The organism is Delftia sp. Lp-1 (genome assembly GCF_020523835.1).
Taxonomy (GTDB): domain Bacteria; phylum Pseudomonadota; class Gammaproteobacteria; order Burkholderiales; family Burkholderiaceae_C; genus Comamonas; species Comamonas acidovorans.
Map to the genome: position 1 here is coordinate 2,460,136 of NZ_JAJALJ010000001.1, position 21,763 is coordinate 2,481,898.

General features: G+C 67.1%; 17 protein-coding genes and 1 riboswitch. Of the genes, 11 read left to right on the forward strand and 6 right to left on the reverse strand.

All coding sequences use genetic code 11. The features are described from left to right. A riboswitch (cobalamin riboswitch) is annotated at nt 1-319 on the forward strand. A gap of 121 nt (nt 320-440) precedes the next feature. The 5 genes from LGR64_RS11010 to LGR64_RS11030 are packed head-to-tail and all read left to right on the forward strand — an operon-like array spanning nt 441 to nt 6,275. Next, on the forward strand, nt 441-2,597 hold the full coding sequence (locus LGR64_RS11010; protein WP_442873810.1) for a TonB-dependent receptor: 2,157 nt from the start codon (nt 441-443) through the stop codon (nt 2,595-2,597). Then, on the forward strand, nt 2,597-3,649 hold the full coding sequence (locus LGR64_RS11015) for an ABC transporter substrate-binding protein (protein WP_328511969.1): 1,053 nt from the start codon (nt 2,597-2,599) through the stop codon (nt 3,647-3,649). The genes LGR64_RS11010 and LGR64_RS11015 overlap by 1 nt, the downstream gene beginning before the upstream one ends. Beyond that, nucleotides 3,636-4,721 (forward strand): FecCD family ABC transporter permease, encoded by a 1,086-nt coding sequence (locus tag LGR64_RS11020; RefSeq protein WP_230355435.1) that lies wholly within the window; start codon nt 3,636-3,638, stop codon nt 4,719-4,721. Before LGR64_RS11015 ends, LGR64_RS11020 begins: the two co-directional genes overlap by 14 nt. Further along, entirely contained in the window at nt 4,718-5,506 is a 789-nt protein-coding gene (locus LGR64_RS11025) for an ABC transporter ATP-binding protein (protein ID WP_013802412.1), read from the forward strand. Before LGR64_RS11020 ends, LGR64_RS11025 begins: the two co-directional genes overlap by 4 nt. Next, nucleotides 5,493-6,275 (forward strand): (2Fe-2S) ferredoxin domain-containing protein, encoded by a 783-nt coding sequence (locus tag LGR64_RS11030; protein ID WP_230355436.1) that lies wholly within the window; start codon nt 5,493-5,495, stop codon nt 6,273-6,275. Before LGR64_RS11025 ends, LGR64_RS11030 begins: the two co-directional genes overlap by 14 nt. A 4-nt stretch (nt 6,276-6,279) precedes the next feature. Here LGR64_RS11030 and LGR64_RS11035 read toward each other — a convergent pair whose 3' ends face one another. Further along, nucleotides 6,280-7,206: a LysR family transcriptional regulator gene (locus LGR64_RS11035; protein WP_174549392.1), complete on the reverse strand. Its 927-nt coding sequence runs from the start codon at nt 7,204-7,206 to the stop codon at nt 6,280-6,282. 166 nt (nt 7,207-7,372) lie between these two features. Between LGR64_RS11035 and LGR64_RS11040 the strand changes: the two genes are divergently transcribed. Both LGR64_RS11040 and LGR64_RS11045 read left to right on the forward strand, forming a co-directional pair. After that, nucleotides 7,373-8,698 carry a serine hydrolase domain-containing protein gene (locus LGR64_RS11040; protein WP_230355437.1) on the forward strand — a complete coding sequence of 442 codons (1,326 nt, stop codon included), beginning with the start codon at nt 7,373-7,375 and terminating at the stop codon, nt 8,696-8,698. Nucleotides 8,699-8,824: 126 nt separating this feature from the next. Continuing rightward, a complete protein-coding gene (locus LGR64_RS11045; RefSeq protein ID WP_043822383.1) occupies nt 8,825-10,657 on the forward strand; it encodes a methyl-accepting chemotaxis protein in 1,833 nt (610 codons plus the stop codon). A 68-nt stretch (nt 10,658-10,725) separates the two neighbouring features. Here the strand turns inward: LGR64_RS11045 and LGR64_RS11050 are convergent, their stop codons facing one another. After that, a complete protein-coding gene (locus tag LGR64_RS11050) occupies nt 10,726-11,718 on the reverse strand; it encodes a Bug family tripartite tricarboxylate transporter substrate binding protein (protein ID WP_043783529.1) in 993 nt (330 codons plus the stop codon). 269 nt (nt 11,719-11,987) lie between these two features. Between LGR64_RS11050 and LGR64_RS11055 the strand changes: the two genes are divergently transcribed. Then, nucleotides 11,988-12,656: a GntR family transcriptional regulator gene (locus tag LGR64_RS11055; RefSeq protein ID WP_012205610.1), complete on the forward strand. Its 669-nt coding sequence runs from the start codon at nt 11,988-11,990 to the stop codon at nt 12,654-12,656. A gap of 97 nt (nt 12,657-12,753) precedes the next feature. On the opposite strand, the gene LGR64_RS11060 is transcribed toward LGR64_RS11055, so the two are convergent. After that, the gene (locus LGR64_RS11060; RefSeq protein WP_141832223.1) at nt 12,754-14,355 is read right to left on the reverse strand and encodes a gamma-glutamyltransferase family protein; all 1,602 of its coding nucleotides are present in this window, start codon (nt 14,353-14,355) and stop codon (nt 12,754-12,756) included. A gap of 284 nt (nt 14,356-14,639) precedes the next feature. Between LGR64_RS11060 and LGR64_RS11065 the strand changes: the two genes are divergently transcribed. Continuing rightward, a complete protein-coding gene (locus tag LGR64_RS11065) occupies nt 14,640-15,341 on the forward strand; it encodes a GntR family transcriptional regulator (RefSeq protein WP_141832225.1) in 702 nt (233 codons plus the stop codon). 21 nt (nt 15,342-15,362) lie between these two features. Here the strand turns inward: LGR64_RS11065 and LGR64_RS11070 are convergent, their stop codons facing one another. After that, a complete protein-coding gene (locus LGR64_RS11070) occupies nt 15,363-16,349 on the reverse strand; it encodes a DNA-binding protein (protein ID WP_071955912.1) in 987 nt (328 codons plus the stop codon). Nucleotides 16,350-16,556: 207 nt separating this feature from the next. On the opposite strand from LGR64_RS11070, the gene LGR64_RS11075 reads away from it, so the two are divergent. Continuing rightward, complete coding sequence (locus tag LGR64_RS11075; RefSeq protein WP_230355438.1) at nt 16,557-17,762, forward strand: site-specific integrase; 1,206 nt, start codon at nt 16,557-16,559, stop codon at nt 17,760-17,762. 36 nt (nt 17,763-17,798) lie between these two features. Here LGR64_RS11075 and bioB read toward each other — a convergent pair whose 3' ends face one another. Beyond that, nucleotides 17,799-18,860 carry a biotin synthase BioB gene (gene bioB, locus LGR64_RS11080; RefSeq protein WP_012205605.1) on the reverse strand — a complete coding sequence of 354 codons (1,062 nt, stop codon included), beginning with the start codon at nt 18,858-18,860 and terminating at the stop codon, nt 17,799-17,801. Nucleotides 18,861-19,263: 403 nt separating this feature from the next. Here bioB and LGR64_RS11085 point away from each other — a divergent pair, with 403 nt between their 5' ends. Beyond that, nucleotides 19,264-21,243 (forward strand): UvrD-helicase domain-containing protein, encoded by a 1,980-nt coding sequence (locus LGR64_RS11085; protein ID WP_230355439.1) that lies wholly within the window; start codon nt 19,264-19,266, stop codon nt 21,241-21,243. 7 nt (nt 21,244-21,250) lie between these two features. Here LGR64_RS11085 and LGR64_RS11090 read toward each other — a convergent pair whose 3' ends face one another. Beyond that, the gene (locus LGR64_RS11090) at nt 21,251-21,721 is read right to left on the reverse strand and encodes a VOC family protein (RefSeq protein ID WP_013802423.1); all 471 of its coding nucleotides are present in this window, start codon (nt 21,719-21,721) and stop codon (nt 21,251-21,253) included. Between the last annotated feature and the right edge of the window lie 42 nt (nt 21,722-21,763).

Below are 21,763 nucleotides of genomic sequence, written 5' to 3' on the forward strand. Positions count from 1 at the left end.
AAAGGCATCCGTGCAACAGGTGTCCACATGCCAGCCATGGGGATGAAACGGGAACAAGGTGACTGCCAGCAAATGCTTTTTGCGCTGCCGGCACAGGCCTTGGCTGCCCCCGCAACGGTAAACAAGTCAAGGTGCTCCATGCCTGTCCCGCCAGTCTCCGCAACCCTGCGGAGGGGCGATGACAGGCTGTCACTGGTCCATGGCGTGGTCTGCAACATGCAGCTTTTCGCGGGTGGATTGGGAAGACGGGGCGCTGGGCGGAAGGCATGTCCTTGCGCCGCTTGTGAGCCCGGAGACCGGCCTGCTGCGTTTCGCGCCTGCTGTGCAGGCGTTTTCTTGACTGTCTGCGGGGTGCGGATGGCAACGTCCTGCGCCCCTTCCTCCCACGCTGGCTGGAGAGGTGGCAGTGCCTTGCTTTCGCATCAGACGGTCGAAGACCGATGTTCGAAATGCATTCTTCCTTTTCCAGGGTTTCCAGCGCTCGCGCTGCCCAGTCCCTTTCCGTGCGGCTGAGCCCGCTGGCCCTGGCCTGCGCCTTCATCTGCCTGCCGGCGCAGGCTCAAACACAAACGCCCACCCCAACGCCGCCATCAACAGCCCTGCCCGAGGTCCAGGTCACCGGCCAGGCCGAACGCATCGGCCAGCAACTGGCCCAGCCTGCGCGCTCTGCCAGCCATACCGGCGTCTCCAACCAGGAAGTGCCGGCCAGCGTGGATGGTGTTTCTGCCGAGCAGATGCAGGAGCGCGGCGACTACGCCCTGGTGGACGCCGTCACGCGCACCGTGGGCCTGACGGCCAGCAGCACGCCGGGCAACGGCGGCCTGGCCTTCAGCAGCCGTGGCTTTGCGGGTGTCAATTCCGTGGGCGTGGCCGAAGACGGCATGGTGCTGGGCGTGGCTGCGGGCACCACGGCCTATCCGGGTGACAGCTGGGGCTACGAGCGCATCGACGTGTTGCGCGGCCCGGCCTCGCTGATGTACGGCAGCGGCACCATGGGCGCCACGGTCAACGCCCTCCGCAAGCAGCCCAGCCGCGCCAACTCGGCCGAGGTGCTGGTGGGCGCGGGCACGGACGACACGCTGCGCCTGGGCCTGGGCGTGACCGGCGCCCTGGGCGCCTATGCCAGCTACCGTATCGACAGCTACACCGCCCGCAGCGCGGGCGAGCGCGATCTGGACCAGTCGCGCAACGGCAAGTTCATGAGCACGCTGCGCTTGGAGCCCACGAGCGACCTGCAGATTGACCTGATTGCCGACCGCAGCGTGCAAAAGCCCAGCCGCTACTGGGGCACGCCGGGCCTGGACGGCAAGGTGGTGGAGTCCCTGCGCGACCGCAACTACAACGCCGAAGACAGCGTGCTGCGCTATGCCGACGAGCGCCTGCGCGCCAAGGTGCAATGGAAGGCCAATGACTGGCTGACGGTGCGCAACGAGCTGTACCACGTGAAGTCCGACCGCCACTGGCGCAACATCGAGGCCTACGCGCTCAACCCCGCCACCTGGACCGTGGGCCGCTCCGACTACCTGGAAATCCTGCACGACCTGGAGCAGACCGGCAACCGCCTGGGCATGAACGTGGACCGGGGCTCACACAAGATCGCCATGGGCTGGGAGGCCGCGCGCATCAACCTGCGGCTGTCCAACAATTCGCCCTATGGCGGCTCGTCCACGGTCTCGGCCTGGGACCCCGTGCATGGCAGCTGGGCCAGCCCCGATCTCACCGCCGCCAAGACAGAAACCGGCGTGACCCAGCATGCCCTGTACCTGGAAGATGCCTGGCGCATCAGCAACCGCTGGCTGGCCATGGCCGGCCTGCGCCGCGATGTCTACAGCTTTGCCAGCCATTCCCTGGTGGGGGGCACCGATTTCAACAAGACGCTGGCCGCCACCTCCTGGCGCCTGGGCCTGACCTATGAGCTGGCCCGCAACACCCATGTCTATGGGCAGATCAGCTCGGGACACGATCCCGTCAACAGCCTGGTGTCGCTGAACCTGGCCAACACGGCTTACAAGCTGAGCAAGGGCCGCCAGGCCGAGATCGGCATCAAGCAGCAGGTGGCTGGCGGGCGCGGCGAATGGACGCTGGCCGTGTTCGACATCAAGAAGGACAACATCATCACGCGCGACCCGGACCGCCCGGCCATCTCCATTCAGGGCGGCAGCCAGTCCTCGCGCGGGGCGGAAGCCACCGCCACCTTCCAGGCCACGCCCGCCCTGCGCCTGGAGGGCAACCTGTCCTATGTGGACGCCCAGTTCGACAAGCTCATCGAGGCCGGCGGCAACCGCGCAGGCAACCGTCCGCAGAACGTGGCCAAGACCACGGCCAACCTTTGGGGCCACTACCGCGTGGGCGCCTGGCAGGCCTCGCTGGGCCTGCGCTACGTGGGTGACCGCTTTGGCAACAACGCCAATACCGTGAGTTTGCCCGCCTACACCGTGGCCGACGCCGCGCTGAGCTGGCAGGTGGACCCGCGCACCACCCTGAGCCTGATCGGCCGCAACCTGGCCGACAGGGTCTATGTGGGATCGAGCTACGGCAGCCAGTTCCTGGTCGGGCAAGGTCGTCGCTTCGAGATCGCGGCCCATATCCGGTTCTGATGGCCATGGCGCGCTGCAAAAGTCTCCACAGCCTCCACGGCCTGTGCGCTGGCGCCCTGGCGGCCACCCTGCTGCTGGCCGGCTGCTCGCGCAGCGATTCCGGCACCACCAGTGAACTGCCGGCACCGGCCGCCGCACCGCAGGCGGCCGTGACCGTCAATGTCTGCGGCAGCCCCGTGACCTACGCCAACGCACCGCTGCGCGCCGTGACCCATGACGTGAACATCACCGAGATGTTTCTCTTTCTGGGCCTGGGCGACCGGCTGGTGGGCTACAGCGGTATCACGCAGGCCAAGCAGATCGACCCGGCCTTCCAGGCCCAGCTGGCCCGCGTGCCGCGGCTGGCGGAGCGCGAGATGAACCTGGAGGCCATTCTGGGCGCCTCGGCTGACTTCGTCTTCGGCGGCTGGAGCTACGGTTTTCGCCAGGGCCAGGTCACGCCCGAGGTGCTGCAGCGCCACGGCATTGCCTCATATGTATTGTCCGAATCGTGCATCCGCGTGGGGCCGCGCAGCCAGGTGGCGCTGGAAGACGGCCTGACCGACCTGCGCAACCTGGGCCGCATCTTCCGCATCGACGCCCATGCCGAGCAACTGGCGCAGGGGCTGGAGCGCGAACTCAAGGACCTGCGCGAGCGCATGCAGGGCGTGCGGCAGCGGCCTTCGGTCTTCGTCTACGACAGCGGCCAGGACATCCCCGTGACCGTGGGCCGCTACGGCATGCCGCAGGCCATGATCGAGGAAGCGGGCGGGCGCAACATCTTCGACGACATTCCCAGCAACTGGCCTGCAGGCAACTGGGAGGACGTGGTGCAGCGCAACCCGCAGTGGATCGTCATCATCGACTACGGCCAGCCCCATGCGCAGGGCAAGATCGACTTCCTGCTGGCCAAGCCCGAGCTGGCGGGCGTCGATGCCATCCGCGAAAAGCGGTTCTTCGTCATGACCTATGCCGAGGCCACGCCCGGCCCGCGCAATATTGCGCGGACCCGCGCGCTGGCGCAGGCCCTGCACCCCGACCGCATGCCGGCGCCCAGCCATGCGGTCAACTGACTCCCGCTGGCCCAGGCGTCCTGGCGCCGCCCGCCTCTGGTGCCTGCTGCTGTTCGCGGCCCTGTTGCTGGTGATGACGCTGGCCATCACCTGGGGGCCCGTGGACATGCCGGCCGGCACGGTCTGGCGCATTGCCCGGAGCCGGCTGCTGCAGGTGCTGGGCATGCAGCCGCCGCCGCTGGAGGGCATCACGCCGCAGCACCAGCAGATCGTCTGGCTGATCCGCATGCCGCGCGTGCTGCTGGCGGCCCTGGTGGGCGCGGGGCTTGCCGTGGTGGGCACCATCATGCAGGCCATGGTGCGCAATCCGCTGGCCGATCCCTATCTGCTGGGCGTGTCCTCGGGTGCGTCGGTGGGCGCCGTGGCCGTGCTGGCCTTCGGTGCGCTGGCCTCGGCCGGCATGTACGCCCTCACGGCCGGGGCCTTTGTGGGGGCGCTGGCGGCCACCGTCGCCGTCTACCTGCTGGCGCGCTCCCAGGGCCGCATCCATGCCACGCGGCTGATCCTGGGTGGTGTGGCCATCGGCTATGTGCTGGCGGGCGTGACCAGCCTGATCACCCTGTCATCGGGCCAGCGCGACCTGGCCAATGCCCTGCTGACCTGGACGCTGGGCAGCCTGGCCGGCACGCAGTGGGAGGAACTGGGCATTCCCGCCGCCGTGCTGGCTGCGGGAATGCTCTGGCTGGGGCTGCAGACGCGCCCGCTCAACGCCCTGCTGGCCGGTGACGAGGCCGCCGCCACGCTGGGCGTGGACACGGCACGGCTGCGGCGCGCACTGTTCCTGGCGGTGTCGCTGCTCACGGGCACCATGGTGGCGGTCAGCGGCGCCATCGGCTTTGTGGGGCTGATCGTGCCGCACGCCGCGCGCATGCTGGTGGGCACGGACCACCGGCGCGTGCTGCCCGTGGCCGCCCTGGCCGGCGCCCTGCTGCTGGTGCTGGTGGATCTTGTCGCGCGCACGGCCTTTGCGCCCATGGAACTGCCCGTGGGCGTGATCACCTCGCTGATCGGCGGACCCTTCTTCGTCTGGATGCTGGTGCGCCAGCCGGTGCAGGGAGGGCGCGGCCCATGAAGCTGCAAGCCCAGGACCTGTGCTGGAGTGCCGATGCCCGGCGTGCCGACGCCCGGCGCATCGTGGACCAGGCCAGCCTTGCCCTGCACAGCGGCGAATGCGTGGGGCTCATCGGCCCCAACGGCAGCGGCAAATCCACCCTGCTGCGCATGCTCTACCGCGTGTTGCGGCCCGACGCAGGCTGCGTGCTGCTGGACCAGCGCGACATCCGAGACATGACGGCGCGCGAGTTCGCGGCCCAGGTCTCGGTCCTGGCGCAGGAGGCGCCGCAGAGCTTTGACTTCACCGTGCGCGAGGCGGTGATGATGGGCCGCATCCCCCACCAGTCCCCCTGGGCGGGCGACAGCGCCGAGGACCTCGCCTGCATGCGCCAGGCGCTGGCCCAGGTGAATGCCTTGGCGCTGGAGGAGCGGCGTTTCTCCAGCCTGTCCGGCGGCGAGAAGCAGCGCGTGCTTGTGGCCCGCGCGCTGGCCCAGCAGCCACGGCTGATGCTGCTGGACGAGCCGACCAACCACCTGGACATACGCCATCAGCTGGAGTTGATGTCACTGGTCCGGCGCCTGCAGATCAGCAGCATCGTCGCCCTGCACGACCTCAATATCGCCGCCCACTACTGCGACCGTCTCTATCTCATGGAACAAGGCCGCATCGTTGCCCATGGCACACCGGCCCAGGTGCTTACCCCGGCCACCATCGGCCAGGTCTACGGCGTGGCTGCCGAGGTGGACATCCATGCCGCCACCGGCCGGCTGCGCATCAGCTTCATTCCCGATGAACTCCTCTGAAACATCCATCCCGCCCGGGACCGACGCCGTGATCGTGCTGGGCCGCGGCGGCACGGGCGCCGCCTCGCGCCAAAGCCTGATCGAACTGGCCGATGCCTTGCGCCCGACGCTGGAGCCGGCCTGCAAGGTCGTCACATCCTTCGTGGACAAGGCCGCACCCTCGCTGCCCGAGGCGCTGCAGCAATGCCTGCCGGCGCGCTCCATCGTCGTGCTGCCCCTGTTCGCGCCCGACGAGCCTGCCCTGCTGCGCTGGCTGCACAAGCTGGCCATGCGCTGGCGCTCGCAACTGCCGGACCAGACCGTGCAGGTGCGGTTTGCCGACCATCTGCTGGGCGCAGCGGCCATGCCCGCGCTGCTGCTGCCGCAGATCAGGCAAGCCCTGCAGACCCCGGATGTTGCAGAAACCGCAGGCGACCAATGGCAGCACGATCCCCAGGCCTGGTCCCAGGTGCCGGACCACCAGCACCACGCCCTGGTCTGCACGGGTCCGCGCTGCACCGCCCTGGGCGCCGTGGTCGTCTGGCAAAGCCTGAGCGAGGCCGTGCAGGCCAGCAGCGAACTGCGTGCCAGGCTGCGCCTGCTGCAGACCAGTTGCCAGTACCCCTGCAACCATGGCCCGCTGGCCATCGTCTATCCGGACGGCGTCTGGTACGGGCGGCTGACAGCCGGGAATGCGGCCCAGGTGGTGGAGGCCCATGTGCTCTCGCGGCAGGTTTGTGCGGAGCACCATGTGCACGGTCCTGTGGAGCTGGGGACGCGGGATTCGTGAAGTCTCAGGGCTGTGCCGCCTCCAGCTCCGCCAGCCTCACCGCCACAAAATCCCGCAACGCACGCACCAGCGGCGTGAACTGCCTGCGGCTGGGGGCGACCAGGAACAGCGGCACGCACTCGGTCGTCCAGTCGGTGCACAGCGCAAGAAGGCGGCCCCGGGCCAGGTCCTCGGCCACGTCGAAATACGACTTGTAGGCAATCCCCCGCCCAGCCACGGCCCAGCGCCGCACGGCATCTCCGTCATTGGCCACATTGCGGCCGCGCACCCGGACATGGACCGGCTCAGGTACGGCAGTCCCCTGCCCTGCCGGCCAGAAGCTCCAGCGGTCGTGCACTTCCTCGCCCAGCATGAAGCACAGGCAGTCATGGCCGGCCAGGTCGTGGGGGGTGGCGGGGGCGCCGCGCTGCTGCAGATAGGAGGGCGCGGCGCAGAGCACGCGGCGGTGCGTGTCCGACAGCGGCAGGGCCACCAGGCTGGAATCCTGCGGCCTGCCATAGCGAAAAGCCGCGTCCACAGGCTCGCTGTAGACATTGGCCGCGCGGTCGGACAGGTGCAGGCGCAGATCCACGCCTGCGTGCTGGCTCTGGAATTCGTCCAGCCAGGGCATGAGCACGTTGCGGCCCAGGTCGGAGGGGGCGGCCAGTTGCAGCGTGCCGCGCAAAGCGGCCTGGCCGCCAGCCAACTGGTCGCGCACCTGGCGCAGGCCGGCCAGCGCGGGGCGGCAGTGCTCCAGAAACAGCTCGCCCTCCTGCGTGAGCCGCAGGCTGCGCGTGGAGCGCACGAACAGGGTCACGCCCAGCTCTGCCTCCAGCCGCTTGAGCGCTGCGCTGGCCGCAGCCGGGGTCAGGTCCAGGGCACGCGCCGTGGCCGAGAGGCTGCCGCTGTCTGCGGTGCGCACGAAGATATCCAGGTCTTGCAGGCTTTTCATGGGCATTCGCCAGGCTTTGATTTTCAAAAACTATTTGAAGCTTAGTCCAACGAGAAAGCCATTTGTCGTGCTTGCGCCAACTGGGCGCAGGGCCTGGGATAGAAGCTGGCCTCCGCCCTTTGGCAGCGGATCTTGGCGCCGCGGCAACCGTAGTATGGTTGCCGGCATGCAGCTCAAACATTTCGCCGGTGCCCTGGCTGGCAGCCTTGTGTTCGCCACAGCCACGGCAGGGGTCACCGCAGCCAAGACCCCCTCCTATCCCGATGCCGATGCCAGCGACCCCGCAAAGCTGGGCTGGATGGTGGGCTCACCGCCGCCGCCGGACCGGATGCTGCGCTTCGACGACGGCTCCTATTTCCAGTTTCCCGCCATGCGCTGGAGCGTCTCGCACTTTCGCCAGCTCATGCCCACGGTGAATGTGTCGCGCGGCCTGACGCCTGCGGCGCCGCTGGCCCAGGCGCTGCGCGAAGACATCGACGAGTTGCGCTTCACGCCATTGGGGGCAAGCCAGCCCATGACCTGGCGCGATTCGCTCAAGGCCAACTACACCGATGGCATCGTGGTGCTGCACAAGGGCCGCGTGATCTATGAGCGCTACTTCGGCGTGCTCAAACCCGAAGGCCAGCACGGCGGCATGTCGGTGACCAAGTCCTTCGTCGGCACGCTGGCGGCCATGCTGGCTGCCGAGGGCCAGCTCGACCCCTCGCGCCGCGTGTCGGAATACGTGCCCGAGCTGGCGGCCTCGGCCTTCGGCAATGCCACGGTGCGCCAACTCATGGACATGACCACGGGCATACGCTTCAGCGAAGACTATGCGGACCCGCAGGCCGAGGTCTGGGCGCATGCAGCGGCCGGCAACCCGCTGCCCAAGGCCAAGGACTACACCGGCCCGCGCAGCTACTACGAATTCCTGCAGACCGTGAAGCCCGAAGGCGTGCACGGCAAGGCCTTCGGCTATCGCACGGCCAACACCGATGCGCTGGGCTGGGTGCTGGCGCGCGTGAGCGGCCAGTCCGTGGCCGAACTGCTGTCCGAGCGCATCTGGAGCCGCCTGGGCGCCGAGCAGGATGCCTACATGTCGGTGGACTCCACGGGCACGCCCTTTGCAGGCGGCGGCCTGAACCTGGGCCTGCGGGACCTGGCGCGCTTTGGCGAGATGCTGCGCAACCGGGGCCAGTTCAACGGCCAGCAGATCGTTCCCGCAGCCGCCGTGGACGATATCCGCCGGGGCGGCGATGCGGCGGCCTTTGCCAAGGCCGGCTACAAGCTGCTGCCGGGCTGGACCTACCGCAACATGTGGTGGGTCACGCACAACGCCCATGGCGCCTTCGCGGCGCGCGGCGTGCATGGCCAGACCGTCTACATCGATCCCAAGGCACAGATGGTGATTGCGCGCTTCGCTTCCCACCCGGTGGCTGGCAATGCGGCCAATGACCCGACCTCGCTGCCCGCCTACGAGGCGCTGGGCAGGCTGCTGGCTGGGGAGCGCTGAGGCGCTGAAGGGGCGCGAATTTCCCGCATAGGCTTCGGCGGCCAGGGGGCACCGCCTGCAAGGACGCGTATTGTCAAGAAAATTTGCTAACGTATGTAGCATCTTCTTGCAATAAGTAATTCTTCTATGTTCCAGTCCCTGCGTGCGCGACTCATCGCGCTCAGCGTGGCCATCGTCACCGTGGCCATGCTGGCCCTGGCCATTGCCAACTTCCTCACGGTGCAGCGCCATGTGCTGTCCACCCTCGACGACCAGAGCCGCCAGCTCGTGAACGCCCAAGCCCAGGTTCTGGGCGAATGGGTGGCGACCAAGCGTCTGCTGACCCATACCCTGGCGCAGGCGGTCGATACGCCGGACCCGCGTGCCGTGGTCCAGGCGCTGCGCGACGGCGGCGGCTTCTCGGATGCCTACTTCGGCTACACCGACAAGCGCATGTTCTTCCTCAACGAGATGGCTGCGGACTACGACGTGACGGCCCGCCCCTGGTTCAGGCAGGCGCTGAAGGAAGGCAGGCCCATCGTGACGGCGCCCTATCTGTTTGTCTCGCCACCCGAAGTGGGCGTGACCTTTGCCGAGCCCGTGGGCCCGGCCGGCAATCCCGTCGCCGTGGTCGGCACCGATGTGCTGCTGACCACGGTGGTGCGCACCGTGGGCGCCATCAGGCCCACGCCGGGCAGCTTTGCCTTCTTGGTGGATGAGGCGGGCGCCATCGTCACCCATCCCGATCCGGCACTCACGCTCAAGCCCGTCTCCGCGCTCTCGCCCCAGTTGCGTGCCGACGCCATCCAGGCCCTGCCCAAGGCGGACTCCGGCATGCGCACGGCCGTCGGCGGCAAGGACTTCCTGCTCTACGGCCAGGGCGTGCCCGGCACGAACTGGCAACTGGTGGTGGCCGTGCAGCGCGACGAGGCGCTGTCCGCGCTGGGTTCGCTGCTCAAGGTGTCGGGCGCCATCGTTGCCATTTCGCTGATCCTGGCGATTGCGCTGCTGGGCGCCGTCATCGCCCGCGTCACGCGCCGGCTGGCCGTGGTGCGCGATGCGCTGGAAGACATCGCCTCGGGTGACGGCGATCTCACGCGCCGCCTGTCGGTGCAAGGCAATGACGAACTGACGCAGATCGCACGCGCGTTCAACCACTTCACCGACAAGATCGCCTCGGTGCTGGTGCGCATCCGGGAATCGTCCGAGACCGTGCGCCATGCCTCCACCGAAATCGCCAGCGGCAACCAGGATCTGTCGGCACGCACCGAGCAGCAGGCCAGCTCGCTGGAGGAAACGGCTGCCGCCATGGAGCAGCTCACGGCCACCGTGCAGCACAACGCCGAGAATGCGCGCCAGGCGCGCCAACTGGCCAGCAGCGCCTCGGACATCGCCACGCATGGCGGCACCGTGGTGGACCAGGTGGTTCGCACCATGGGCGGCATCGAGCAGTCCTCGCACCGCATCGCCGACATCATCGGCGTGATCGACTCCATTGCCTTCCAGACCAACATCCTGGCGTTGAACGCCGCCGTGGAAGCGGCCCGTGCCGGTGAGCAGGGCCGGGGCTTTGCCGTGGTGGCCTCCGAGGTGCGCACCCTGGCCCAGCGCAGCGCCACGGCTGCCAAGGAAATCAAGGCGCTGATCGATGACTCCGTGGGTCAGGTCGATGCCGGCAGCCGGCTGGTGCAGGACGCGGGCGCCACCATGGGCAAGGTGGTGGAAAGCGTGCAGCGCGTGACCGCCATCGTCACCGAGATCAGCAATGCCAGCCAGGAACAGAGCACGGGCATTGCCGAGATCGGGACCGCCGTCAGCCAGATGGACCAATCCACCCAGCAAAACGCGGCCCTGGTCGAAGAGGCCACGGCCGCGGCGCAGTCGCTGCAGCAGCAGGCCGCGCAACTGGCGGACGTGGTGGCAGGCTTTCGGCTGGACAGCGAATCATCCCGGTCCAGAAGCATCGCCCTGCATAGGTGAAATCGGCGCCGCACGGCAGGCAACCCACCGCCGTGCCCCACCGCCCTGCCCCGGCGGCGCCGGTCCGGTTACTGCAGCGCGATTGCGGCCTGCCGCACCAGCTTCTCCGTGCGGGGGACCTCGGTTTTGACGAAGGCCTCGAAGTCGGCAACGCTGCCGCCACGGGCTTCGGCGCCGGTGGCCACCAGGCGCTCGCGGAACTCAGGGGTGTTCAGCAGCTTGTTGATCTCGGTGTTGAGCCGGGAGACCACGGCCGGCGGCGTGCCGTGGCTGGCCACGATGCCGTACCACGGGGCGATGTCAAAGCCCGGATAGCCTTGTTCGGCAATCGTCGGGATATCCGGGGCCATGGCGGCGCGGCTTGCAGTCGATACGCCCAGGGCGCGCAGCTTGCCGGCCTTCACCTGGGGCAAGGCGGTCATGATGGTGTCGAAGTACAGGGAGACCTGGCCCGATATCAAGGCCGGAATGGCCTCGGCCGCACCCTTGTAGGGCACATGCACTATGTCGATGCCGGCGGCTTGGCGCAGGAACTCGCCAGCCATGTGCGAGGTCGTGCCGGCCCCGAACGAGGCATAGGTCAGCTTGCCGGGGTTTGCCTTGGCATAGGCCACCATCTCGGCCAGCGTACTGAACGGCAGGGACGGGTTTGCCAGCAGCACATTGGGCGTGACCGCCACGATGGCCACCTTCTCGAAGGCGTCCGGGTTGTAGCTCAGCTTCTTGTACAGAAAACGGTTGGTGACCATGGAGGCCGGCCCGCTCATCAGCAGGGTGTAGCCGTCGCCCGGGGCCCGGGCCGCGGTGTCGCTGCCGATCATGGCGGCGGCACCCGGCTTGTTTTCCACCAGCACTGGCTGGCCCAATGAAGTGCTCAGCCCGGCCCCCACTTGCCGGCTCAAAAGATCCGTGGCGGACCCGGCCTGAAAGGGGACGACGATGCGAATGGGCTTGCTGGGCCAGGCGCCGGCCCCCTGGGCAGAGGCTTGAGCGGATGCGACAAGGGCCAGGGCAGACAGCAGGGCCGTGGCCAGGGGAGTGCGGAGCGTTTGGAGAGGCATGGTCTTCATCAGGTTGGAGAGCAGGCATGGCGAAGGAACAGGTTCCGGCTGCCATGGGGAAAATGCATAGATATTTAGATATTTGTATCCAATCATGCGGAAGACTAGCAAGCAATAATCGAACCAGCTCTAGGGAAAACCGCCTCTTGCCATTACCTGGACAGGCATGGCTGCGTGAAAACCGGCACAAACGGGGTCCCCGGGAGGCGCAGGCAGGTCCCCGTAGAATCGGCGGGCCCCTGCCCTGGGCGAAAGACACCGGATAAACCATGCTGACCGACCGACGCGCCTCGTTTGACACTGTCCATGCCACGGCACAGGAAGAGGCCTACCAACACATCAAGCGCGGCATACGCACGGGCGAACTGCGCCCGGGCATGCGGCTGGCACCGGATGACATCGCGGCCGAAATTGGCACCAGCCGCATGCCCGTGCGCGAGGCGCTGAACCGCCTTGCCACGGAAGGGCTGATCGTCAACCGCCCCAACCGTGGCTCGGTGGTCCGGGTGCTGACCGAAAAAGAGGTGCGCGAGGTGTTCGCCATGCGTTCGGTGCTGGAGGGCCTGGCGGCCACCCTGGCAGCCGAGAACGTGACCACCAATGACATCCACGATCTGGAGCAATTGCTGCAGCGCATGCACCGCAGCGGCCTGAATGCATCGGAATGGATCACGGCGCACCGCCAGTTCCACGAGCGCCTGTGCACCATTGCCGACGCTCCCCAACTGATGCGGCAGATCGCATCCCTGCACTCGGTCTCCGAGCCCCTGATGCGGGTGTGGCTGGAGGGCAAGCCATCGACAGACTACGTGCACGACAGGCACGAAGAACTGATAGGCGCATTGAAGGCCAGGGATGGCGCAAAGGTGGAAGCCCTGATGCGCGCCCACATCCTGCGCACGCTTCCAGGCATCCTCCAGGCGAACCAGGCCGACTGAAATCCGCACTGAAAGCCGCACTGAAAGCCGCACTGAAAGCCGCGCCGGCCCCTTCGCTGTCACGACAGCCTGGAGCCAGCGCGCAGGCTGCCGTTCGTCAGGAACGGTTGGCGCCCATGGCGCAGCCGTCCTTGCGGTGGTCGGATGCGCCGTGCAGCACACCGTTGTCCCAATCCACCCGAATGGCCTGGGCGCCGCCGATGGCAGGATAGCCAGGCGCCACCAACCGGTAGCCCTGCTGCTCCAACGCCTGCGCAACATGCTGCGGCAAGGTGCTTTCAACCTCCACCTTGTCGGTGCCGGGAATGGGGAACAGCCGCGGCAGATCGCTGGCGGCCTGGATATCGCAGCCGTAGTCGATCACCTTGGACAGAAAGTGCGCATGGCCCATGGCCTGGTAGTGGCCGCCCATCACGCCGAACACCAGCTCCACGCGGCCATCCTTCGTGGTCATGCCGGGGATGATGGTGTGCAGGGGCCGCTTGCCTGGCCCGATGCAATTGGGGTGGCCCTCAGCCAGTTCAAAGCTCTGGCCCCGGTTGTGCAGCAGCACGCCTGATTTGGGCGCCATCAGGCCGGAGCCGAAGGGGTGGAAGATCGAGTTGATGAAGCTGGCGCAGTTGCGATCCTTGTCCACCACCGAGATGTAGACCGTGTCCTTGTGCTCCGCTGCCGCATTGGTCGCCTGGGTCTTGAAATGCTCCGGGAACTCGCCGTTGCGCAGATGGCCGGCCAGCTCCTGCGACAGCAGATAGTCGATGTCCACATCGGCAAAGCGCGGATCGGCCAGCAGCGCATCCCGCACGCGGTAGGCCATGCGCGTGGCATCGATCTCGGCCTTCAGCCGCTCTGCCGAGAGAGGGTCCGCACCCGGCTCCAGTCCCTGCAGAATGTTCAGCAGCAGCAGGGCAATGATGCCCTGCCCCGGTGGGGGGCACTCGTGCACCACATGGTCTCGGAACCTGCTCTTGACCGGCTGCACGAACTCGCCACGATAGGTGGAGAAGTCCTCAAGCGTGTGCACGCCACCGAGGCCGCGCAGATAGGAGACGATGTCCTGCGCGACCTCCCCCTCGTAGAAGCCGGCGCGGCCCTGCTCGGCGATTTTGCGCAAGGTGGCGCCCAACTGCGGCTGGCGGTGAACCGATCCGATGGCCGGTGCCCGGCCATCGACCAGCATGATGTCGCGCGCAGTGGTCGCGGCCAGCAGTTGCGTGTGCATGGCCCAGTCGGTGCCGGCGCGCGGCGCCACGGCATAGCCCTGCTCGGCGAAGCGGATGGCATCTTCCAGAAGGCGGCCCATGGGCAGCCGGCCGAACCGGTCCGTCAGGGCGACCCAGGCGTCCACGGCGCCAGGCACCGTGACCACGTAGGGCGACTGGCGGCGCAATTGCTTTTCCTCGCCCGAGGCAAGAACGGCCTTCAGGGAGGTGGCCTGGGGCGCCCAGCCAGCGCCGTTGTAGGCCGTGATCTGGTCGGAGCCCTTCTCGCTGTACAGCGCAAAGCAGTCTCCTCCAATGCCGGTGGAGCCAGGCTCCACCACGCACTGGACCGCACAGGCCGCGACGGCGGCATCCATGGCGGTGCCACCGGCCTCCAGGATGCGAACAGCGGCCTGGGTGGCGGCCGGGTGCGAGGTTGCCGCCATGCCGTGCGTGGACATGACGACGGAACGGCCAGGATTCTGGAAATTACGCATAACGGTTCTTCTTCCTTGTGTTGCTGGGACTTGGATTTCGGGCAATGAATGGGGGGCCGGGGGGCTGCCAACGCTGCTTGCCGCGGACCGCCATCGACGCAGGGCGCGATGGCAGCCTCGAGATTACCGTATCCTAATATCTTTGTATCCAATTTTTCCAAAGATACCCAAGCAATCACCATGCCTGGATTGGCCGTACACAATGCACCATCAGAGTGCGCCCTGGACCCTGACAGCCAAACCTAGAATGACGACCGGGCTCCGCCCACCCAAGAACCATCAACATGCCGCCACTTGCCACCCCCTCGCCCGATGCGGCTCAGACCAGCGCCCACGAAGAGGCCTACCAACACCTCTCTCATGGCATCCGCATGGGGCTGCTGAAGCCGGGCGACAGGCTGGTGGCCGATGACATCGCCAACTCCATCGGCATGAGCCGCATGCCGGTCCGCGAGGCCTTGCGCCGGCTGACTGCGGAAGGCCTGTTGGTCATGCCGCCGAACCGGGGCGCGATCGTTCGGGAGCTTTCCGAGAGCGAGGTCATCGAGGTTTTCGAGATGCGTGCCGTGCTCGAAGGCCTGGCCGCAGCCATGGCCGCCAAGCGCTGCACCCAGGCGGATGTGGACGACCTGCAGGACCTGCTCTCGAAAATGAAGCGTTGCGAGAGTGACCAGTCGGAATGGATCACGGTGCACCGTCGCTTTCACGAGCGCTTTTGCCGCATCAGCGCAGCCCCGCGCCTGTGCGAGCAGATCTCGGCCCTGCACTCGGTGGTCGAGCCGCTGATGCGGATCTGGCTGGAAAACAACGAGCCCTCGCCGAAGTTGCAGGAGCACCACCAGCAACTGGTGGCCAGCCTGCAGGCCGGTGACCCGGATCGCATGGAGCGCGAAGTGCGCGCGCATGTGCGTGGAACGGTAGACAGCATCACGCAGGCCATGCGCAGACATCGGCCGCCCCAAGGCAAATCGCGCGCCAAGGCCTGACCTTGGCCTGGGCGATACGCCCTAGCCTCTCCTGTCCTTGAGGCGCGTCATGGAGCGGCGCGCCGCGGACAGGCTGCCGCGCCGGCCCAGCGAAAGCCCCGCGCCGGCATCCGGCAAGGCACCGCCGCCAGCGGCCAATCGCTGCTGCGCCTCCAGCAGGCTGCGCAGGTCCGCCGCACGCTCCTGCGCCAGGGCGGCCGCATTCTGGGCGGTCTGCAGCTGGGAGTGCAGGCTCAGCTGCTCCTCCTCGCTCTTTTCATAGCGGCCTTGCAGTTCTGCAAGGCGGGTCGCTGCCTTGCGCTCCTGCTCGGTGGCTGTCTTGCGCGCAGCCGCCAGTTCCTGGCGTGCACGGTCCACTTCGTTGAGCATGTGGCGCTCATTGCCCGCGTATTGCTCGGCCATGCGCTGGCGCTCCAGCGCGGCGGACTGCATTTCCTCGCCATGCTTTTGCTGCAGCGCCTCGCGCTGGCGGGCGGCTTCGGCCAGCGCATCGCGCATTTCCTCCAGACGCTCGTCTCGGTCCTGCAGCTGCTGCTGCATTTCATCCAGCCGGCGCGACAAGTCCTGCGACTGCGCCTGGGCCACTTGCAGGGCCTGGTCCATGGCCTCTTTCTGCGCCTGCATGGACGCCTCGCGCCGCGCCATTTGCTCTTGCTGCTCCTGCAGCTCGGCCTGCGTGGCCTGCGCTGCTTCCTCGCGAGATTGCAGCGCGGCGCGGGCGGCCTCCATGGCGGCTTCCTGGGCAGCGTCCCAAAGCTGCTGCGCCAGGCGCTGAACGGGATCGGGCACGGACGAGGGCAGCAGCTCGCCCTGCCCTGCCGCCACGCCCAGGCGCTGGCCCAGGGTGGCAAACCAGGTCTCCAGCATCGGGCTGACGGTATTTGGCGAGCCTCGGCCGATTTGCTGGCGCACGCGCTCGATGGTCGGCCGCAGGCCCTGGGCGATCAAGGCGTCTGCCGCGGCCCAGACATCGGCTTCCTGCACGCCGCGGGTGGATGTTTTCTGCATATCGTGAACTATTTTCCAGGTTACCAACGATAAGTGATTGTTATCGTGACTTATTTTAATATTACGTAATACATCATATGTGCCATGTATTAAATATTACATATGAAATTTTCATACAGTATGGATACGCACATTACACGGCTTTGCCCAGGCAAAAGGCCGCTGCAACCTCTGGAAAGCCTGGAAACTGAACTTTGCATGGCCTGCATGGCCGCAGGCTCCGCGGCGGGCAGCCATGCTGCGCCGGGCGACAATCCACGGATGCGCAACGGCCCCTTTTCGCTGATTCCCCAAGCCCCGCCTCCGGAAGACACAAAGCAAGGCAGCACCCTGCCCTCTGCAGGGCTGGAGCCTGCCGCCCAGCAGGCCGTGCGCGAGTTGCTGCGCGAGGGCGAATCCACCAACACCAGAAACAGCTACCAGAGTGCGATGCGCTACTGGGCCGCTTGGCATGCGCTGCGCTTTGAGCGGCAGATGCAGCTGCCGCTGGATGTGCCGTGCGTGCTGCAATTCATCATTGACCATGCCCTGCGGCAGACCGGCGCGGGCCTGGCCAGTGAAATGCCGGCGCACATGGACCGCGCCCTGGTCGAGGCCGGATACAAGGCCCGCGAAGGCCCCCTGTCGCACAACACGCTGGTGCACCGCATGGCGGTGCTGTCCAAGGCCCATCAGGTGCACGGTTTGGCCAACCCCTGCCAGGACGGCGCGGTGCGCGAGCTGATGTCGCGCACGCGCAAGGCCTATGCGCGGCGCGGCGAGCAGCCCGCCAAAAAGGATGCGCTGACGCGCGACCTGCTGGAGCAATTGCTGCAGACCTGCGATGACAGCCTGCGCGGCCGCCGTGACCGCGCCCTGCTGCTGTTCGCCTGGTCCAGCGGCGGGCGCCGCCGCTCGGAGGTGGCCGGGGCGGACATGCGCCACCTGCGCGCCGTGGGGCCGCAGGAATTCATCTACACGCTGGCGCACTCCAAGACCAACCAGTCCGGGCGGGATGTGCCCGAGAACCACAAGCCCGTGACCGGGCGCGCGGCCCAGGCGCTGGCCGATTGGCTGCGTGCCGCCGCCATAGAGGACGGGCCGATCTTCCGGCGCATTCGCAAAGGCGGCCATGTGGGCGAGCCCCTGTCGCCGGCGGCCGTGCGCGACATCGTGAAGCAGCGCTGCGCGCTGGCGGGCGTGGAGGGGGATTTCTCGGCGCATTCCCTGCGCTCGGGCTTTGTGACCGAGGCCGGGCGCCAGAACGTGCCCTTGCCCGACACCATGGCGCTGACGGGGCACAGCAGCGTCAATACGGTGCTGGGCTATTTCCGTGCGGATTCCGCGTTGAGCAACCGCGCAGCCCGGCTGCTCGATGCCGGCGACGACGATGCGGCCGCCGCCGCGCAAGGCGGCGGCCGGCCGCAGTCCTGAGCCGCTGGCTCAAAAGAGCTCAAACTCTCAAAAAGCTCACTCCTGTACCGAGGTCCGCGTGCCGCTCAGGCCCAGCTTGCGCAGCAGCGTGGTGTCGGCTTCCACATCGGGGTTGCCGGTGACCAGCAGTTTGTCGCCATAGAAGATGGAATTGGCGCCGGCCATGAAGCACAGGGCCTGCACGGCGTCGCCCAGCTGCTGCCGGCCCGCCGACAGGCGCACGCGCGCCGTGGGCATGGTGATGCGCGCCACCGCGATCACGCGCACGAAGTCCAGCGGATCGACAGGCTCGCTGTCCGCCAGCGGCGTGCCGGGCACGCGCACCAGGCTGTTGATGGGCACGGATTCGGGATGGGGGTTGAGATTGGCCAGCTGGGCGATCAGGCCCGCGCGGTGCACAGGCGCCTCGCCCATGCCGATGATGCCGCCGCAGCACACGCTGATGCCCGCGCCGCGCACGGCCTTGAGCGTGTCCAGGCGATCCTGGTACTGGCGCGTGCTGACCACGTCCTGGTAGTACTCGGGCGCGGTGTCCAGGTTGTGGTTGTAGTAGTCCAGGCCCGCTTCGCGCAGCGACTGCGCCTGGTGCGGCTGGAGCATGCCCAGCGTGGCGCAGGTCTGCATTCCCAGGCCCTTCACGGCGCCGATCAGCTCGTTCATCTTCTCGATGTCGCGGTCCTTGGGCGCGCGCCAGGCCGCGCCCATGCAAAAGCGCGTGGCGCCCGCGTCCTTGGCGGCCTGGGCGGCCCGCGTGACTTCGTCCACGCTCATGAGCTTTTCCGCCTTGACGCCGGTATCGAACTCGGCCGCCTGCGGGCAGTAGCCGCAGTTCTCCGGGCATCCGCCCGTCTTGACCGACAGCAGCGTGGCCAGCTCGATGTCGCCCGCAGGCCAGTGCTCGCGGTGCACGCTCTGGGCCTGGAACATCAGGTCCATGAAAGGCTTGTCCAGCAGTTCCTGGATGGCCTGCACGCTCCAGGCGCCTTCAAACGGCAGCGTGTCGCTTTTGGAGGGGCGTGCATGCCATTGCAGGGGGCTGCCGGCCGCAGGCTGTGCGGAGGTGGCGGAAGTCGTCGGGGTGGTGCTGCAGGCGGTCATCAAAAACTCCTCTGTGGGTCTGCTTTTTTCATTCTGCTGAGCAAAAAACCGTCTGGGAATGAAAAAGCCGGCTCCCTGCCAAAAATAGTTGCCGCATTTTCAGGGGCTGCAAAAAGAGCGAACTTCGCTTATTTTTGAGCGCCGTTCGCGGCATTTTGGCAGAAGTTTTTCCGCCTGCATGCTTCATGCTGCAAGCGCGCAGCCATTGGCGGCCAACATCGCTCAATTGTCCGATGCAGGCCGAAAAAGATGTGCAAGCGGGCGCAGGCCTTGATTCCCAATACCTGCCAGATGCCTCTCCAAAACGACCACAATGGGTGCCCGCCTTCGTCGCCACGGCGGTTTTCATTGCCACGGCCCGTGCTTCCGCCCGCTTTCCACCACTTTCCCCCGATTCGCTCCGATGTCCCTGCGCTCCCTGGAATTTCCCACCGATCACGGCCAACCGCTGCTGCTGTCGCGCGAGCAGCAGGCCATCCTGGCGCATGAGGGACGTTCGGCCATCGTGGCGGCGCTGGCAGGCGTGGGCAAGACGACCACGCTGGCCTGCAAGGTGGTTCAGGCCTGCCGCAGCGGCCAGGCCCAGCGCATCCTGGTGCTGGCCTATTCGCGCTCCGGCGTGGCGGCCTTTCATCACCGGCTGAAGCAACTGGTGCGCGAAGTGCCGCCGCAGGTACAGATCACCACGGTGGAGCGCTGGGCGGCCCAGCAGATCCGCCGCCGCGACCCTGCGGCCCGCTTTCTGGCCGACCGCGTGGCACTGCAGGCCCGTGTACGCGAGGCACATGCCGCGCTGTGCGAGCGGCTGGCCTGGCAGCCCGACCCTTTGTTCGAGCAGCCCGGCGATCTGGATCTGGACGCCTTCTGGGACTTCAACCTCAGCGCCAAGAAGTCGTTGCTGCCCCAGCGCCTGGCCGAGGAAGGCATGGGGCTGGCCAGTTTCTGCGAGGAGTATTTGCTCGACTACCGCATGGCCGGCCTGTTCTTCGAGTACGAGCGTCGCCGCATCGACCACTGCGGCGACCCGCTGTACTACGCCGAAGGCGACTGCAGCCATGCACTGGCCAGCGACGCCCTGCAGGGCCAGGCGCTGGACCTGCCGCGCTACGACCTGGTGGTGTTCGACGAGATGCATGACCTGGACCCGGCCTCGCTGCAACTGCTGCGCGCCCTGGTCGGAACCAGCGGCTGCGCCTTTCTGGGCGCAGGCGACTTCAACCAGCACATCGAGGCACAGGCCTGGTCCGTGTTCCGCGACAAGCTCCACCAGCTCGATGACTTCCTGCCCCAGGCCACGGCCACGCTGGCGCTGACCCAGTCGCGGCGCTTTGGCCCGCAGATCGCCAAGGCGGTCAATGCGCTGTTCAACGTTGGTCTGACTGCGGCGCCCACGCGCTTCAGCACCGTGCAGCAACTGCAGCACACCGATGACAGCCAGTGCATTGACCAGCTGCTGCAGATCCAGGCCAGTCTGGCGCGCGGCACGCCAACGGCGGCGCCGGGCGAGCCCCCGTCGCCCGGCGCGCGCAATCCCTCGCTGACCGTGATCCTGCGCCATGAGCAAGATGCCTGCGCGCTGGAATGGGCCATCCACCGCGCCGGCAAGTCCGCCAGCTTCTACGGCTTCAGGCGCTTTTACCTGCAGCGCGAGATTGCCCTGCTGCTGGGCCTTTGCTATGCACATGGCATGCAGGCGCTGTCATGGAAGGCCGAGGTCAGCGTGCTGGGCAGCGAGATCCTGGCGGCCTTTGTGGAAGGTGCGCTTTTCTACGGCAAGGGCAGCGTGGATGGTGCCGACATGGCCGATCCGTCAAGCCGCCATACACTGGCCCAGCGCATGGCGGGCGAGATGCTGCACAACCCGCAGATCATCTGGCGATTTCTGGGCAACCAGTCCAGCCTGCAGGGCGGGCAACGCAACTTCCAGGCCTTTGGCAGCTTCTTGCAGCTGCCTCTGGCGCTTCAGTCAGACGCGCGCAGCCTGCTGGAGCAGGCCGATGTCTGGGGCCTTTTTGCCGGCGTGGCCCTGTCGCAGGCCCAGACGGCGGCCTTGCGTCAGCGCGTGAAGGCTTTCATGGATTCGGTGGCGGGCATGGCCGTGCCCGACATGCTGGCCCAGGTGGCCGCCATGGCCACGCGCTTTGAACGAACCGTGCGGGCCGAGCGCGGCTTCGACTTTCATCTGAGCACCATCGAGGAAGCCAAGGGCAAGGAATACGAGCATGTCGCCCTGCCCTTCATGGAGCCTGGCCGCTTTCCGGCCTCGGCCCCGCACGCGCTGGCCTTTCTGGAGCGCAACCGCCTGTACGTGGCCATGACGCGCGCCCGAAAAAGGCTGTGGCTGCTGGAGCATGCCGAGCGGCGCGTCCAGCCTTTCGCCTGAAGACGTCTCAGCCCAAGGCGGCAATCACCTCGGCCGGCGCCTGTACCAGTTCGATCAGCACGCCCTCGCCAGCGATCGGAAACTCGTCATTGCTCTTGGGGTGCAGAAAGCAGATGTCGTAGCCGGCAGCGCCCTTGCGGATGCCGCCGGGCGCAAAGCGCACGCCCTGCTCCGTCAGCCACTGCACGGCCAGCGGCAGGTCGTCGATCCACAGGCCGATATGGTTCAGCGGCGTGGTGTGGACGGCGGGCTTCTTGTCGATGTCCAGCGGCTGCATGATGTCCACCTCGACCTTGTGCGCGCCCTGGCCCATGGCCAGGATGTCTTCGTCCACGTTCTCGCGCTCGCTCTGGAATGTGCCGGTCTGGGTCAGGCCCAGCATGTCCACCCACAGACGCTTCATGCGCTGCTTGTCGGTGCCGCCGATGGCCACCTGCTGTATGCCCAGAACCCGGAAAGGACGCTGTTCGCTTGCCACTGTCTCACTCCTGTTGATTTATGAAGAATCACATTGTGGAGC

Excerpts from the sequence above, each read along its gene's own strand:
- LGR64_RS11050 (WP_043783529.1), bottom strand. The coding sequence starts at position 11,718 with ATGCCTCTCCAAACGCTCCGCACTCCCCTGGCCACGGCCCTGCTGTCT.
- LGR64_RS11030 (WP_230355436.1), top strand. The coding sequence starts at position 5,493 with ATGAACTCCTCTGAAACATCCATCCCGCCCGGGACCGACGCCGTGATC.
- LGR64_RS11085 (WP_230355439.1), top strand. The coding sequence starts at position 19,264 with ATGTCCCTGCGCTCCCTGGAATTTCCCACCGATCACGGCCAACCGCTG.
- LGR64_RS11065 (WP_141832225.1), top strand. The coding sequence starts at position 14,640 with ATGCCGCCACTTGCCACCCCCTCGCCCGATGCGGCTCAGACCAGCGCC.
- LGR64_RS11045 (WP_043822383.1), top strand. The coding sequence starts at position 8,825 with ATGTTCCAGTCCCTGCGTGCGCGACTCATCGCGCTCAGCGTGGCCATC.
- LGR64_RS11025 (WP_013802412.1), top strand. The coding sequence starts at position 4,718 with ATGAAGCTGCAAGCCCAGGACCTGTGCTGGAGTGCCGATGCCCGGCGT.
- LGR64_RS11070 (WP_071955912.1), bottom strand. The coding sequence starts at position 16,349 with ATGCAGAAAACATCCACCCGCGGCGTGCAGGAAGCCGATGTCTGGGCC.
- LGR64_RS11075 (WP_230355438.1), top strand. The coding sequence starts at position 16,557 with ATGGCCGCAGGCTCCGCGGCGGGCAGCCATGCTGCGCCGGGCGACAAT.
- LGR64_RS11060 (WP_141832223.1), bottom strand. The coding sequence starts at position 14,355 with ATGCGTAATTTCCAGAATCCTGGCCGTTCCGTCGTCATGTCCACGCAC.
- bioB (WP_012205605.1), bottom strand. The coding sequence starts at position 18,860 with ATGACCGCCTGCAGCACCACCCCGACGACTTCCGCCACCTCCGCACAG.
- LGR64_RS11040 (WP_230355437.1), top strand. The coding sequence starts at position 7,373 with ATGCAGCTCAAACATTTCGCCGGTGCCCTGGCTGGCAGCCTTGTGTTC.
- LGR64_RS11020 (WP_230355435.1), top strand. The coding sequence starts at position 3,636 with ATGCGGTCAACTGACTCCCGCTGGCCCAGGCGTCCTGGCGCCGCCCGC.
- LGR64_RS11055 (WP_012205610.1), top strand. The coding sequence starts at position 11,988 with ATGCTGACCGACCGACGCGCCTCGTTTGACACTGTCCATGCCACGGCA.
- LGR64_RS11010 (WP_442873810.1), top strand. The coding sequence starts at position 441 with ATGTTCGAAATGCATTCTTCCTTTTCCAGGGTTTCCAGCGCTCGCGCT.
- LGR64_RS11015 (WP_328511969.1), top strand. The coding sequence starts at position 2,597 with ATGGCCATGGCGCGCTGCAAAAGTCTCCACAGCCTCCACGGCCTGTGC.
- LGR64_RS11035 (WP_174549392.1), bottom strand. The coding sequence starts at position 7,206 with ATGAAAAGCCTGCAAGACCTGGATATCTTCGTGCGCACCGCAGACAGC.